The organism is Paraburkholderia sp. RL17-381-BIF-C (assembly GCF_046026435.1).
GTDB lineage: Bacteria > Pseudomonadota > Gammaproteobacteria > Burkholderiales > Burkholderiaceae > Paraburkholderia.
Genome location: NZ_JARESX010000045.1, coordinates 48,484 through 61,423, shown reverse-complemented (window position 1 = coordinate 61,423; position 12,940 = coordinate 48,484). Strand labels below are relative to the sequence as shown.

The window sequence follows — 12,940 nt, the reverse complement described above, 5'->3', positions numbered from 1 at the left end:
AGGTGCCGCCCCGCACAGGGGCAACACTAATAGACCACTAACAAAGCAAGGAAAGGCCAACGCCCCGAGAGAGACAAACAGCCAAAAACCAATCAAACCTGCCGCAGACAATACTGAGCCACAGCATCCAAAACCGCCTCATCCTCCCCCACAGCAACAGCGCACTTAATGCGAACAGAAGGATGCAACGCCTGGCATCGCTCAATGACAAGAGGCAGATCTTTCCTGACATGCCCCCCTTGCCCAAAAAACACCGGCACAACGGTAACCACATCACAGCCCTGAGCGACAAGCTCACCCAAAGCCGAAGGCAAATCCGGCTCCATCAACTCAAGAAACGCCAACGCCACTGGCCGTGCGCCAGCAGAACCGTCCCGCAACTTGACAGCCAACCGCTCAAACGGCTCCCGCCACCGCACATCCCTAGCGCCATGCCCAAACAGAACGATACCGTGCATAGCCATAGCAACCGCTCCTAATGCCGATCAACCCACTTCAACCCAACCAACCCAAGCACCAGATAAACCAACCCAGGCGTAGCCGCAGTCAAAGGCGCAGGCCAGGTATTCAGCGTGCCGATATGCGAGAACAGCGTATTGAACAGCTGAAAACTCATCCCTAGCATGATCCCACCGAAAACCTTCATCCCGACGACACCCGCCCGCGTATGCAGATACGCAAACGGCAATGACAAAACCAGCATCACGAACACGGCAAACGGATAAAGCAGCTTGCGCCACAACGCAATTTCATACCGCTGCGTATCCTGGTGATTCTCGGTCAAATGCTGGATATACCGGAACAGATTGAACATCGACATCCGATCCGGCGACACCAGCAGCACCGAAAGAATCTGCGGCGTCAATTCCGAACGCAGCGAATACTCCGGGACCGCAACTTCCTTCGCACGATAAACCGGATTCAACGCGTCAGCGGGCGTCCCCGGAGGAGGGGGCACATCAATCAATTGCGTATCGGTCACGCCAGTCAACTGCCAATGCCCCGGCGGCTGATACTTGCCGCTTTTCGCAGTCCGCACATTGGAGAGACGGAACTTAGAATCGAATTCGTAGATACGCACATTGCTGATCGTCGCATCCGGCTTCAATTCGCCGACGTTTACGAACCGCGTGACCTGCTCGCCATCCGCGCGCGCCGTCAGCGTATCTTTCACCCACACGCCCGACTCGAAATTACTCGACACCGAAGACCCCAGCGCCTCGAGCCGCACACGCTCCGACAACTGATCCGTGTACGGACCAACCACTTCGCCGATCAGATAAGTCAGCAAAACCAGCGGAATGCCAATCTTCAGCAGCGAGCGCAGCGACTGATTCGTCGCAAGCCCGGACACACGAAAAATCGTGTACTCCGAATTCGCCGCCATCTGCGCAAACACATAGATCGCGCTGATCAACGCGGCGACCGGAATGATTTCGTAGAAACGCGACGGCGTCTGCAACGCGACCCGCAACACGGCGTACTGAAACTTGTAGTTGCCGTGCCCGACCGAATTCAATTCGTTGATCAGGTCGAAGAAAAAGAACAGACCCGAAAACGCAAACAGAATAAAGATGAACGTGAGATAGATCTGACGCGCGAAGTACCTTTCATAGATGCGCATCGGTCAGGCTCCCTGCGAACGGCTGAACATTGCCCGCGTGAATAGCGGCCGGTTGCGCACGCGCAGCCAGAAAATGAACGCGACGATCGCCGCGACGATCACATGCAGGCCCACCAGCCCGACCGGGAACGACATCTTGCCCTGCTCGATCCACGACTGCACCACGTTCAACAGATTCGAATACGTCAGATAGATGAGCACCGCCATCACCAGATTGATGGTGCGGCTGCGCCGCGGGTTCTGGTGCGCGAGCGGAATGGCGAGCAGCATCAGGTTGAGTGCAATCAGCGGCAGCCCCGCGCGCCACGCGAATTCGGCGAGATTGTCGTTGGTGGGATTGCGCAGCAGCGTCAGCGTAGGCGTGCCGGTGGTGCTCGGCGTATTGACGACCGGCTGGCTCTGGATCTTCACGCCATAGCGCTCGAATTCCATGATGCGGAAATCGGGCTGGCCGGGTTGTCCATCGTAACGGCGGCCGTTTTCCAGCACGACGAAGCGATCGCCGTTCTTACGCGTTTCCGTATGGCCGGTCTTCGACACGACCACGTTGACCTTGCCGTTTTCCGTGCTGGTCACGAACACGTTTTCCACACGCGCCTGGTCGGGCGACATCTTCTCGATGAAGAACACACGGTGACTCGTGGCCGATTCGCGGAACTGACCCGGCGCGAGCAGCGAGACCTCGTCGCGTTGCTGGAAGCGCGCGCGGATCAGCTTGCTCTGCTGGTTCGACCACGGCCAGCCGACGAACACGAAGAAACAGATGAGGATGATGATCGGCGTGGCAAAAATACCGATCGGCTTGATGAATTGCGTCAGACTGACACCCGAAGAGAGCCACACGACCATCTCGGAGTCTTTGTACCAACGGGTCAGGACGAACAGGATCGACACGAACAGGGTCGCGACGAGCATGATCGCCAGGTAGCCGATCACGGTCAGGCCGATCAGGACCAGCACGTCGCGCGGGTCGATCTCGCCCGAGGCCGCGAAGCCGACGATGCGGATCATCATCGTCGTCAGCACGAGCGTGAGGAGAACCATGAACACGGCACCAGCCGTATACGCGAGTTCGCGCTGGAGGGAGCGTTCGAAGATCATTATTGATGATGAGAGGGGGCGCTCTCAGTGGCGCACGGGTTGCTTCCCGTCACACCTCCGGTGCAGCCGCCGCGGGAAAAATAGCGGATAATTGCGGCTTTCATCCTAAGCCCAGATTTTATCCGAGGACAAGCGCGATGGACTTTAGCATAAAAGCCTGTGATTGGACCAAAGGCTCGTCAAACGGTTTCCTGACTGGAAAATCCGATTGCATCGTAATCGGTGTGTTCGAGTCGCAAACCCTCTCGGGCGCGGCTCTCGAGATCGACGCGGCCACCAAGGGCCTGTTGACCCGCATCATCAAGGCCGGCGACATGGACGGCAAGGCCGGCACCACGCTGTTCCTGCACGAAGTGTCGGGCATCGGCGCTTCCCGCGTGCTGCTGGTCGGCCTCGGCAAGCAGGACGCTTTCAACCAGAAAGCCTACGGTGACGCCGCACGGGCCGCCTGGCGCGCGCTCTTGTCCACCAAGATCGTCCAGGTCACCTTCACGCTGGCGCAACTGCCCATCCTCGAGCGTTCGGCGGATTGGGCGGTGCGCGCCGCGATCCTCGCGCTGCGCGAGCTGACCTACAAGTTCACGCAGATGAAGAGCAAGCCGGACACGTCGGCGCGTGCGCTGAAGCGCATCGTCTTCAGCGTCAACACCGGCGACGAAAAGGCCGCCAAGCTGGCCGCGAAGCAGGGCGCGGCGCTGGCCAACGGCATGGACTTGACGCGCGACCTCGGCAACCTGCCTAGCAACGTCTGCACGCCGACCTACCTCGCCAACACCGCGAAGAAGCTCGCCAAAGACTGGAAGCTGAAGGTCGAAGTGCTGGGCGAAAAGCAGTGTGAAGCGCTCAAGATGGGCTCGTTCCTGTCGGTCACGGCCGGCTCGGTGGAACCGGCGCAGTTCATCGTGCTGCAGTACCAGGGCGGCGCCGCGAAAGCCGCGCCGGTGGTGCTGGTGGGCAAGGGCGTGACGTTCGACACGGGCGGCATTTCGCTCAAGCCGGGCGAAGGCATGGACGAGATGAAGTACGACATGTGCGGCGCCGGTTCGGTGCTGGGCACGTTGCGCGCCGTCGCCGAAATGGGCTTGAAAATCAACGTGGTGGGCATCATTCCGGCGGTGGAGAACATGCCGTCCGCTACGGCCACCAAGCCGGGCGACATCGTCACCAGCATGAAGGGCCTGACGATCGAAGTGCTGAACACGGACGCCGAAGGCCGCCTGATCCTGTGTGACGCGCTCACCTATGCGGAGCGCTTCAAGCCGGCGGCGGTGATCGACATCGCCACGCTCACGGGCGCCTGCATCATCGCGTTGGGTCACCATAACAGCGGCCTGTTCTCGAAAGACGACGCGCTGGCGGGCGAACTGCTCGACGCATCGCGTGAAGCGTTGGACCCGGCCTGGCGCATGCCCCTCGACGACGAGTATCAGGACCAGCTCAAGTCGAACTTCGCGGATCTGGCCAACATCGGCGGCCGTCCGGCGGGCAGCGTGACGGCGGCATGCTTCCTGTCGCGCTTCACCGAAGCCTATCCGTGGGCGCACCTGGACATCGCGGGTACGGCATGGAAGAGCGGTGCGGCGAAGGGCGCAACGGGCCGTCCGGTGCCGTTGCTGGCGCAGTTCTTGATCGATCGGGCCGCGGACGGTCGCGCCGCGCAATGACGCAATGCAGTAAAGATGCAGGCCCGGCTGCCCAGGCAGACGCCGGCCGGAGCCGCCGATGACGAGAATCGACTTTCACTCGAACGTCGGCGATTCGCTGCTGTATGCGTGCCGCCTGATCCGCAAAGCGTATCAGGCGGGCCAGCCGACCATCGTGCTGGCCGAGCCGGCGCGCCTGAAGGCCTTCGACGAACAGTTGTGGACCTTCTCGCCGCTCGACTTCGTGCCGCACTGCATGGCGGGCACGCCGCTCGCCGCGCAAACGCCGATCGTGCTGGCTTCCACCCTCGACGACGTGCCGCATCATCAGGTACTGCTCAATCTCGGCGCCACGGTGCCGGCGCAATTCGCGCGCTTCGAAAGATTGCTGGAAGTGGTCGGTAACGCACACGAGGAACTCGCTGCGGGCCGCGAGCGCTATCGCTTCTATCGCGATCGCGGCTATGCTTTGAACAACTACAAGCAAGGCAGCTAGGTTCCATTCGGTCCGTGTCGCGCGCGTGTCTGGTCTCAGGCATTCGGTGGGCGCGCGGCCTGCCTCGGCTTCGACAAACACGGAGAGCGCACGTGTCCGATCCCAACGACGATTCGATCCCGGTTCTGCACGAGATTCTCGTGCAGGGTCATCCTGCGCAGGCGCGCCAAGCGTCGAGCGGTGCCGACGAGTTCGGCGCGCCGCGTGAGCCCAGTTTCAAGGCGGAGCCGGTGTTGGCGCCGCAGCCGGTGCTGACGCCGGAGCAGATCAGGTCCGCCGAGCCTGTGCATGCGGCCGAGCCAGTGCATGCGCAAGAGCCAACGTTGGCACCTCAGCCGGTGCATGCACAAGAACCCGGGTTGGCACCTCAACCGCATGTGCCGGAAGACGTCGCGCACACGCCGCAGCCGGCGCATCCGGCCGACCATCACCCGAAGAAGCGCGCGCGGGCGCATCACCCCGCCCAATCTCGGCACGCGCATGACGATGGCTTCGTGCCGTCGGCTGGCGTGTTCGATCGGGCTGAGCCGGCCACGCCGCTGGAGGCAGGTTCGACGGTGCCGCCGGATATCGCCCGTGAAGGCGTCGGCGAGACGCCGCTGGAGCTGGACGCCGATGTCATCGCCGAACGTTTGCGCAGACGGGTCGCGGGTTTCCTGGCAGGCGACGGAAGAAGCATCATTGAGGATCGTTGCCGCGAGACCTTGCATGCGCACACAGGGTGGCTGATCGATCAGATCACGCGCGAAGTGGCATTGACGCTGGAAGAGGAAATGACCAGCTGGGTGCGCGAAGCGGTGCTGGAAGAGATTGCGCGCCGCGCCTCGGCTAGGCCTGACGGTGCGGCGTGAAGCGCGGGCGCGCTCTGAGCAAAAGGGCTTGACGGTGTAAGCGAAGGGCGGGCACGCAGAGCAGCGCCTGCGTGTAGCGTTTGATGGTCGCGTCTGCTTGACGGGTCTGCTTGTCGCATGTGCCTGTCACATCGCTCACGAGCGAGAGGCCCATATCTGATCAGCGTACCCGAACAGTTTATTTGAGCGTCAACACCCAGCCAGCCAGCGTGGCCGCCTGATCAGGCGTGAGTTGGGTATTCGCGGGCATCGGCACCACACCCCACACGCCCGTGCTGCCGTCCAGAATCTTGTGTTTCAGATAAGTGGCGGCGTCTTCACGACTGGCATATTTCACGGCGACATCGTGCAACGCCGGTCCCATGAAGGAGCGCGTGACCGAGTGGCAACTCATGCAGTTCTGCTGCTGGGCCAGCGCGAGGCCCGCAGCCTCGGCATGCGCCGCCGGACTGCCGGCACTCAACGCAGCGCCCAGCACGACGGCGGCGGCAAGCGCTGTGTGCGACATTGATTTCATTCTGGTCTCCGTCGGTGCGGGTGCCCGACTCGTGGTGCCAGCATTATAAAAGGAAAGGGGCGCACGGTTTCCCGCACACCCCTTTCGCTTTTACGTAGCTTTGCGCTTGCTCAGCCCGTTATCGCGCCCTTGTTGGCGGGCTGCGCCAACGCGAAGTACTTCGCCAGCACGCCGCGCGTGTAACGCGGTTTCGGCTGCTGCCATGCGGCACGGCGTCGCTCCAGTTCAGCATCGTCGATATTCAGTTGCAGCAGCAGCTTGTGTGCGTCGATGGTGATCGAGTCGCCTTCCTGCACGAACGCGATCGTGCCGCCCACGAAGGCTTCCGGCGCGACGTGACCGACCACCATGCCCCACGTGCCACCCGAGAAGCGCCCGTCGGTGATCAGACCCACGCTCTCGCCGAGACCCTTGCCGATGATCGCCGAAGTCGGCGCGAGCATCTCCGGCATGCCGGGGCCGCCCTTCGGGCCGAGGTAGCGCAGCACCACCACGTCGCCCGCGACAATCTTGTCGGCCAGAATCGCCTCCAGCGCGCTTTGCTCGTCGTCGAATACGCGCGCTGGGCCGGTGATCACGGGGTTCTTCAGGCCGGTGATCTTGGCGACCGCGCCGTCCACGGCCAGGTTGCCCTTCAGGATCGCGAGATGGCCTTCCTTGTAGAGCGCCTTCTCGATCGGGAAAATCACCTGCTGATCGGCGCGCGGCCTGGCCGGCACGTCCTTCAACTCTTCCGCGAGGGTTCTGCCGGTGATCGTGATGCAATCGCCGTGCAGCATGCCTGCGTCGAGCAGAATCTTCATGACTTGCGGAATGCCGCCGGCCTTGTGCAGATCGGTCGCCACGAACTGGCCCGACGGCTTCAGGTTGCAGATCACCGGCACCTTCTTGCGCATGCGCTCGAAGTCCTCGATGCTCCATTCCACTTCCGCCGCATGCGCGATGGCGAGAAAGTGCAGCACGGCATTGGTCGAGCCGCCGGTGGCCATGATCACGGCCACCGCGTTTTCGATCGACTTGCGGGTGACGATGTCGCGCGGCTTGAGATCCTGCTTGACCGCTTCGACCAGCACGCGTGCCGATTCGGCGGCCGAGTCGACTTTTTCCTGATCCGGATTGGCCATCGTCGACGAATACAGCAGCGACATGCCGAGCGCTTCGAACGACGAGCTCATCGTGTTGGCGGTGTACATGCCGCCGCACGACCCGGTGGAGGGGCACGCGTTCTGTTCGACCCCTTCGAAATCTTCCTGCGACATCCGGCCGGCGGTGAATTCGCCCACAGCTTCGAACGACGACACGATGGTCAGGTCGGTACCCTTCCAGTTGCCCGGACGAATGGTGCCGCCATACACGTAGATGCTCGGCACGTTGGTGCGCAACATGCCGATCATGCCGCCCGGCATGTTCTTGTCGCAGCCGCCGATCACGACCACGCCGTCCATCCACTGGCCTTGCACGCAGGTCTCGATGCAGTCGGAGATGACTTCGCGCGACACGAGCGAGTACTTCATGCCTTCGGTGCCCATCGACATGCCGTCCGAGATGGTCGGCGTGCCGAAGATCTGCGGATTCGCGTCGGCGCCCTTGATCGCGGCGACGGCGGCATCGGCGAGACGCTGCAGGCCGGCGTTGCACGGCGTGATGGTCGAGTGGCCGTTGGCGATGCCGATCATCGGCTTGTCGAAGTCGGCCTTTTCGTAGCCGAGCGCGTAGTACATCGAGCGGTTCGGCGAACGCGCCACGCCTTGCGTGATGTTCTTCGAACGACGGTTGTATGCCATGGAAGCTCCAATCTGTTTTGTTTTGATCCGCGCTGCGGGTTCTGCCTTGCCGGCGTGGGTGGCCGGCTGCATCCGTCCAGTGTAGTTCGCACGCGTCGTGCAAGGACGCAGTTTTGCAAAGCGCGTGTCTAATATATTATTCATGCTTCATTAGGTCGCAAAACGTATTACCCATGTTGCCAGCCATCCCCGACCTGCGCCAGTTGCGCTATTTCGTTACCGTCGCCGAAGAAAAGCACTTCGGCCGCGCGGCCGTGCGTCTTTCGATGACGCAACCGCCGCTCTCGCAAGCCATTCGGGCGCTGGAGGAGACGCTCGGCGTCGCGCTGTTCGCGCGCACCAAGCGCTCGGTCGAACTGACGCCGGTGGGTGCCGATCTGTTGCCCGAGGTGCAGCGCTTGCTGGCGAGCGCTGAGGGGCTGCGGCCGCTCGCGCAGAGCCTCGCGCGCGGCGAGGCGGGCGTGCTGTCGCTGGCGTTCGTCTCCACGGCGGACTACGGGCTGCTGCCGCTGTTGCTGCGCGATTTCGGCGTGCGCCATCCGCGCGTGCGGCTGGAGCTGACCGAGGCCACCAGCGACGTGCAGGTGGACGAACTGGTGGCCGGCCGCATCGACGCGGGCCTCGTGATCGCGCCGCTGCCGTCGCGCCATGCCGCCCAGTTGTCGTGGTTGCCCATCGCGCGTGAACCGCTGGTGATCGCCATGTCCACGGAGATGGCGGCGCGCGTGGCGAGCGGTAGCGGCAGCCGTGCCGACCCGAGCGCGGAATGGCTCGACACCCCGATCAGCCTGCGCGATGTGGCCGACGCACCGCTCGTGATCTTCCCAAGACGTCTGGCGCCAGGCTTTTATGACATCATTATGGATTGCTACGGCGTGGCGGGCCTCGCGCCGCGGATCGGCCAGGAAGCGATCCAGATGCAGACGATCGTGAGCCTCGTGTCGGCCGGCATGGGTGTCGCACTGGTGCCGCAATCGTTGCGTAATCTGCGCCGCACCGGCGTCGTGTACCGGCCGCTGTCTGAGTCGGTGCCGGCCATCGAGACGGGGCTGGTCTGGCGCACGGCAGAGGTGAGCCCGGTGCTGGCGGGCTTCATCGAGATCGTGCGCTCGCATGCCGCGACCGTCGAGGCGCCGCTATCCGCCGCGCCGCGCGTTTAGACGCGTTTTCGCGAACGCATCGGCGCCTGGACCGTCCAACGCATGCACCGCAAGGTGCGGGCAGCGCCGCCCACTATTACAAACCCAGAAAACCCGCTTCTGAACCTGAACTGCCCATAACAACACGATGCTCATTCACCCGAATTTCGACCCCATTGCCATTCATCTGGGGCCGCTCGCCGTGCGCTGGTATGGACTGATGTACCTCGTCGCGTTTATCGCGGCGATCGTCGTCGGCCGGCTGCGGCTGCGTTTGCCGTATGTCGCCGCGCAAGGCTGGACCGCCAAAGATATCGACGACATGCTGTTTTACGGCGTGCTCGGCACGATCCTCGGCGGCCGGCTCGGCTACGTGCTGTTCTACAAGGCAAGCTTTTATTTCGCGCATCCGCTCGACATCTTCAAGGTGTGGGAAGGCGGCATGTCGTTTCACGGCGGCTTTCTCGGCGTGACGCTGGCCATGGTGCTGTTCGCGTATCAGCGCAAGCGCTCGTGGCTGCAGGTCACCGACTTCGTCGCGCCGATGGTGCCCACCGGCCTCGCCGCGGGGCGTCTCGGCAACTTCATCAACGGCGAGTTGTGGGGCCGCGTAACCGATCCGAGCGCGCCGTGGGCCATGTTGTTTCCGGGCGCCGCGCCCGACGACGCCGCGTGGCTCACCGCGCATCCGCAACTGGCCGCGCAATGGCATCTGAACGAAGTATTCGCGCAATATCACATGCTGCCGCGCCACCCGTCGGAGCTGTATGAGATCGCGCTGGAAGGCGTTGCGCTGTTCTTCGTGCTGTTCTTCTTCTCCCGTAAACCGAAGCCGATGGGCGCGATTTCCGCCGTGTTTCTGATCGGCTACGGCCTCGCGCGCTTCACGGTCGAATTCGCGCGTGAGCCGGACGACTTCCTCGGTCTGCTGGCCATGGGGCTTTCCATGGGCCAATGGTTGTCGCTGCCGATGATCCTCGTCGGTATCGGCGTGCTGGTGTGGTCTTATCGACGCGCCCGCCGTGAACCGGCGCAAGCGGTCAGCGCGAGCTGAACTGATCGGCTACGGTTTATCGTAGCGAGCGACTAAATGAAAAAGCCACGGCGTGCCGTGGCTTTTTCTTTGGCTGCCGCGAAGCAGCCCTTCTAGCATGAGTGAACGGCGTTACTTCATCTGCACCGAACCCGACACATTCACCGTCACGGTCGACGTGCCGCCTTCAATCGGCACCGGTGCCGAAGCCTTTGCGTCGGCGCCCATAGCGCGCGCGCTCATCATCATCATGGGACGCGGCATCACGCCGTTGTGGCCGACGTTGACTTCGCGAATCGAATAGCCGCTATAGCCGAACGCCTGCGCGGACGATGCGGCCTGCTCGCGGAACGACTTGATCGCTTCGCCAGTGAGCTTCTGCTCGGCCTCGCGTTGTGCTTCAGGCGAGAGCGAGAATTGCACGTTGCCGACCTGCATGATCGACGCCATTTGACCCGCGAGCTTCGACGCCGCGGCGAAGTCGTGCGATTCGAGCACGATCTCCGTGCGGCCGCGCCACGCGGAAATGCGCCCGTCACGATCCGTTGTCGGATAGATCGAGAACGAGCCCGTGCGGGCGGTCACGCCGCTCACACCCTTGGCCTTTTGCAGCGCCGAATCGGCGCGCTGATTCAGCGTTGACGTGAGCGCCGACGGATCGCTCGCTTCCTGCTCGTAGAACAGCGTGATATCGACAACGTCTTGCGGTACTTCCGCGCTAGCCTGCGCGTTCAGCGACAGCACACCTGCCGGCTGATACTGCATCATGCCTTGCGCGCGGGCCATGGCCGGCGTCAGGGCGAGCGCGGCAGGCGCGGCGCATACGAGAGCGAAAGCGAGTGCACGTGCGGTGTTTTTCGTCATTATTGGACTCCTTGCTTGAACAGGGGTTGTGCACGATCGGAGCAAGCGCCGCGCAGTGGCACGGCGTTTGCGAGTCCGTTAGGCGGTTGTAACCTGAGCTTGGTTCCCCGGTTTGACGTTGCTTTAACGTTTGTGCCTGCGTGAATACGTGGCGCGCATCAACTATCACGCGAGTTGTCACGCAACCTCAAGCGAGCCGCCTGGTGATGAAGCGCCATTCGGCTTCGGTCACCGGCGTGATCGACAGGCGGTTGCCTTTGGCGAGCACGCGCATGTCCTTGAGTTCGTCATGCTCGCGCAGCGCGGCTAGCGGAATCAGCGGGATCTTCTTCTTGAACACCACGTCGACGAGCACCCAGCGCGGCGTTTCCTGCGAAGACTTCGCGTCGTAGTACGGACTCTTCTTGTCGAACTGCGTGGGGTCCGGATACGCGGTGGACGATACCTCCGCAATGCCCGCAATACCGGGCTCGGGACAGCTCGAGTGATAGAACAGTACGCCGTCGCCGACCTGCATCTGGTCACGCATGAAATTGCGCGCCTGATAGTTGCGCACGCCGGTCCACGGCAACGTGCGATGCGGTGCGTTGGCGAGATGATCGATGCTTGCCTCGTCCGGTTCGGACTTCATTAGCCAGTAGCGCATGAATCGAATTGAACGTAGTTGAACGTTAAGGGTTTGAAGACGCGGAAGAAATCGGCGTACAAGAAACATCGCGCAAAGACAGCGCGCAAAACTGGCACCCAAAGAAAAACGGCACCGAACCGAAGTCCGATGCCGTTCTAAATAAGGTCCCCGCCTTAGCCGCTAGGCCGGCATCCTGAACCGGGGGTTCAGAATTGGTCGCAGTTAGCAACACTTCGGGTACATCAGACAGAGTGACGCGCACACCCGTGCTACAAATTTCCGCAACCGTGCACATGGCATTGGTTCAAGGAATATATGACCTTGGCGAACCAGGCAGGGAAGCTAAACCGATAAAGCTAAATCACGAAAACGACCGATTGAACTCAAACGTTTGCAGAATCTTGGACGCCTTGTCCTCACACACTCCGTTTGAATCCGCCGCCGATCTCAGGACCGGCCGCACGATAACATACGTTACTTACTGCATGCTGTACTGCTGAATCACAGTACCTAGTTGTTCGTTCATTTGATGCATTGTACGCCGGATTTCCTCAGCGGGAAATGCTTCTCCGTGTCTCACGCTCGATTGCAGCCTAAGCAGTTCCGATGCCAGCGACAGCGCAGCCATGACAGCAATGCGATCCGTGCCGCGCACGTTGCTGTTGTTACGGATCTTCGACATTTCGGCGTCGACGCGTGCGACCGCTTCAAGCAGCGCGCCTTCCGTTTCCGGCGAGCAGGCGAGGCGATAGGGCACGCCGAGAATCGATACTTCGATCTGCTTGGTGGTCATGCATTTTCTCCGTGGCGGGTCTCGTCGCTCTGCGCTTCGACTTCGTGCGGGGCGGGCTCGAGCAGATCGAGCTGGCTGTCGGGCTCGCTGTTCGCGCGGGCACGCGGCAGCTTTTCGAGGATCGCATTCAGGCGCACCTGGGCGTCGTCGATCTTTGCCGACAGCGCGTCGCGTTCCGCCTGCAGCGCATTGCGTTCCTCGCGCAGCATTGCAAGTTCCGTGCGCGTGGCTTCGACGTCGGCGCGCGATTGGGCGAGCTGCTCTTCGAGCGCGAGTCGCGCTTCATTGTGGCGTTGGCTGATCGCGATCAGCTTGCCGATATTCTGTGAAAGTGTTTCGAGTTCGGTGAGCATGTGCTGCGTCCTCTAAAGACATCGCATTTTAGCGCGGAATGTCGCAGGTTCCGACAATTGTCTCGTTTCGAGACGTAACAACATTGCTTTGTGCAGGCTTTTATCGACCATATG

The 12,940-nt window shown here is 62.0% G+C and carries 14 protein-coding genes and 1 other RNA gene; 5 read left to right on the top strand and 10 right to left on the bottom strand.

The genetic code is table 11. The annotated features are described in order from the left end of the window. Positions 1 to 92: 92 nt before the first annotated feature. The 3 genes from P0D70_RS24705 to lptF are packed head-to-tail and all read right to left on the bottom strand — an operon-like array spanning position 93 to position 2,725. Positions 93 to 464, bottom strand: a complete 372-nt coding sequence (locus tag P0D70_RS24705; protein ID WP_408186383.1) for a sirohydrochlorin chelatase — start codon at positions 462 to 464, stop codon at positions 93 to 95. An 11-nt stretch (positions 465 to 475) separates the two neighbouring features. Further along, positions 476 to 1,624 carry an LPS export ABC transporter permease LptG gene (lptG, locus tag P0D70_RS24700; protein WP_011487122.1) on the bottom strand — a complete coding sequence of 383 codons (1,149 nt, stop codon included), beginning with the start codon at positions 1,622 to 1,624 and terminating at the stop codon, positions 476 to 478. A 3-nt stretch (positions 1,625 to 1,627) separates the two neighbouring features. Further along, positions 1,628 to 2,725 (bottom strand): LPS export ABC transporter permease LptF, encoded by a 1,098-nt coding sequence (lptF, locus tag P0D70_RS24695; RefSeq protein ID WP_091796452.1) that lies wholly within the window; start codon positions 2,723 to 2,725, stop codon positions 1,628 to 1,630. Positions 2,726 to 2,862: 137 nt separating this feature from the next. Between lptF and P0D70_RS24690 the strand changes: the two genes are divergently transcribed. From P0D70_RS24690 to P0D70_RS24680, 3 genes are all read left to right on the top strand, one after another. Then, entirely contained in the window at positions 2,863 to 4,389 is a 1,527-nt protein-coding gene (locus P0D70_RS24690) for a leucyl aminopeptidase (protein WP_091796451.1), read from the top strand. A gap of 58 nt (positions 4,390 to 4,447) precedes the next feature. Further along, complete coding sequence (locus tag P0D70_RS24685; protein ID WP_091796450.1) at positions 4,448 to 4,864, top strand: DNA polymerase III subunit chi; 417 nt, start codon at positions 4,448 to 4,450, stop codon at positions 4,862 to 4,864. A gap of 92 nt (positions 4,865 to 4,956) precedes the next feature. Continuing rightward, positions 4,957 to 5,715 (top strand): DUF2486 family protein, encoded by a 759-nt coding sequence (locus P0D70_RS24680; RefSeq protein WP_091796449.1) that lies wholly within the window; start codon positions 4,957 to 4,959, stop codon positions 5,713 to 5,715. Between the two features lie 178 nt (positions 5,716 to 5,893). Here the strand turns inward: P0D70_RS24680 and P0D70_RS24675 are convergent, their stop codons facing one another. Beyond that, positions 5,894 to 6,232: a c-type cytochrome gene (locus P0D70_RS24675; RefSeq protein ID WP_091796448.1), complete on the bottom strand. Its 339-nt coding sequence runs from the start codon at positions 6,230 to 6,232 to the stop codon at positions 5,894 to 5,896. 110 nt (positions 6,233 to 6,342) lie between these two features. Beyond that, on the bottom strand, positions 6,343 to 8,016 hold the full coding sequence (ilvD, locus tag P0D70_RS24670; RefSeq protein ID WP_408186382.1) for a dihydroxy-acid dehydratase: 1,674 nt from the start codon (positions 8,014 to 8,016) through the stop codon (positions 6,343 to 6,345). Positions 8,017 to 8,189: 173 nt separating this feature from the next. On the opposite strand from ilvD, the gene P0D70_RS24665 reads away from it, so the two are divergent. Both P0D70_RS24665 and lgt read left to right on the top strand, forming a co-directional pair. Further along, a complete protein-coding gene (locus tag P0D70_RS24665) occupies positions 8,190 to 9,176 on the top strand; it encodes a LysR family transcriptional regulator (protein ID WP_408186381.1) in 987 nt (328 codons plus the stop codon). A 127-nt stretch (positions 9,177 to 9,303) separates the two neighbouring features. Next, positions 9,304 to 10,209, top strand: a complete 906-nt coding sequence (gene lgt, locus P0D70_RS24660; protein WP_091796445.1) for a prolipoprotein diacylglyceryl transferase — start codon at positions 9,304 to 9,306, stop codon at positions 10,207 to 10,209. A gap of 111 nt (positions 10,210 to 10,320) precedes the next feature. On the opposite strand, the gene P0D70_RS24655 is transcribed toward lgt, so the two are convergent. From P0D70_RS24655 to P0D70_RS24635, 5 genes are all read right to left on the bottom strand, one after another. Further along, a complete protein-coding gene (locus P0D70_RS24655; RefSeq protein WP_408186380.1) occupies positions 10,321 to 11,052 on the bottom strand; it encodes an SIMPL domain-containing protein in 732 nt (243 codons plus the stop codon). 187 nt (positions 11,053 to 11,239) lie between these two features. Beyond that, positions 11,240 to 11,698 carry an EVE domain-containing protein gene (locus tag P0D70_RS24650; RefSeq protein ID WP_408186379.1) on the bottom strand — a complete coding sequence of 153 codons (459 nt, stop codon included), beginning with the start codon at positions 11,696 to 11,698 and terminating at the stop codon, positions 11,240 to 11,242. A 143-nt stretch (positions 11,699 to 11,841) separates the two neighbouring features. After that, positions 11,842 to 12,023: non-coding RNA, 6S RNA (ssrS, locus tag P0D70_RS24645), on the bottom strand. 135 nt (positions 12,024 to 12,158) lie between these two features. Next, a complete protein-coding gene (locus P0D70_RS24640) occupies positions 12,159 to 12,473 on the bottom strand; it encodes a cell division protein ZapA (RefSeq protein ID WP_091796442.1) in 315 nt (104 codons plus the stop codon). Further along, positions 12,470 to 12,826: an ATPase gene (locus tag P0D70_RS24635; protein WP_091796441.1), complete on the bottom strand. Its 357-nt coding sequence runs from the start codon at positions 12,824 to 12,826 to the stop codon at positions 12,470 to 12,472. Before P0D70_RS24635 ends, P0D70_RS24640 begins: the two co-directional genes overlap by 4 nt. Positions 12,827 to 12,940: the final 114 nt, after the last annotated feature.

Coding starts and splice junctions, on each gene's coding strand:
- P0D70_RS24705 (WP_408186383.1), bottom strand. CDS start 464: ATGGCTATGCACGGTATCGTTCTGTTTGGGCATGGCGCTAGGGATGTG.
- lptG (WP_011487122.1), bottom strand. CDS start 1,624: ATGCGCATCTATGAAAGGTACTTCGCGCGTCAGATCTATCTCACGTTC.
- lptF (WP_091796452.1), bottom strand. CDS start 2,725: ATGATCTTCGAACGCTCCCTCCAGCGCGAACTCGCGTATACGGCTGGT.
- P0D70_RS24690 (WP_091796451.1), top strand. CDS start 2,863: ATGGACTTTAGCATAAAAGCCTGTGATTGGACCAAAGGCTCGTCAAAC.
- P0D70_RS24685 (WP_091796450.1), top strand. CDS start 4,448: ATGACGAGAATCGACTTTCACTCGAACGTCGGCGATTCGCTGCTGTAT.
- P0D70_RS24675 (WP_091796448.1), bottom strand. CDS start 6,232: ATGAAATCAATGTCGCACACAGCGCTTGCCGCCGCCGTCGTGCTGGGC.
- ilvD (WP_408186382.1), bottom strand. CDS start 8,016: ATGGCATACAACCGTCGTTCGAAGAACATCACGCAAGGCGTGGCGCGT.
- P0D70_RS24665 (WP_408186381.1), top strand. CDS start 8,190: ATGTTGCCAGCCATCCCCGACCTGCGCCAGTTGCGCTATTTCGTTACC.
- lgt (WP_091796445.1), top strand. CDS start 9,304: ATGCTCATTCACCCGAATTTCGACCCCATTGCCATTCATCTGGGGCCG.
- P0D70_RS24655 (WP_408186380.1), bottom strand. CDS start 11,052: ATGACGAAAAACACCGCACGTGCACTCGCTTTCGCTCTCGTATGCGCC.
- P0D70_RS24650 (WP_408186379.1), bottom strand. CDS start 11,698: ATGCGCTACTGGCTAATGAAGTCCGAACCGGACGAGGCAAGCATCGAT.
- P0D70_RS24640 (WP_091796442.1), bottom strand. CDS start 12,473: ATGACCACCAAGCAGATCGAAGTATCGATTCTCGGCGTGCCCTATCGC.
- P0D70_RS24635 (WP_091796441.1), bottom strand. CDS start 12,826: ATGCTCACCGAACTCGAAACACTTTCACAGAATATCGGCAAGCTGATC.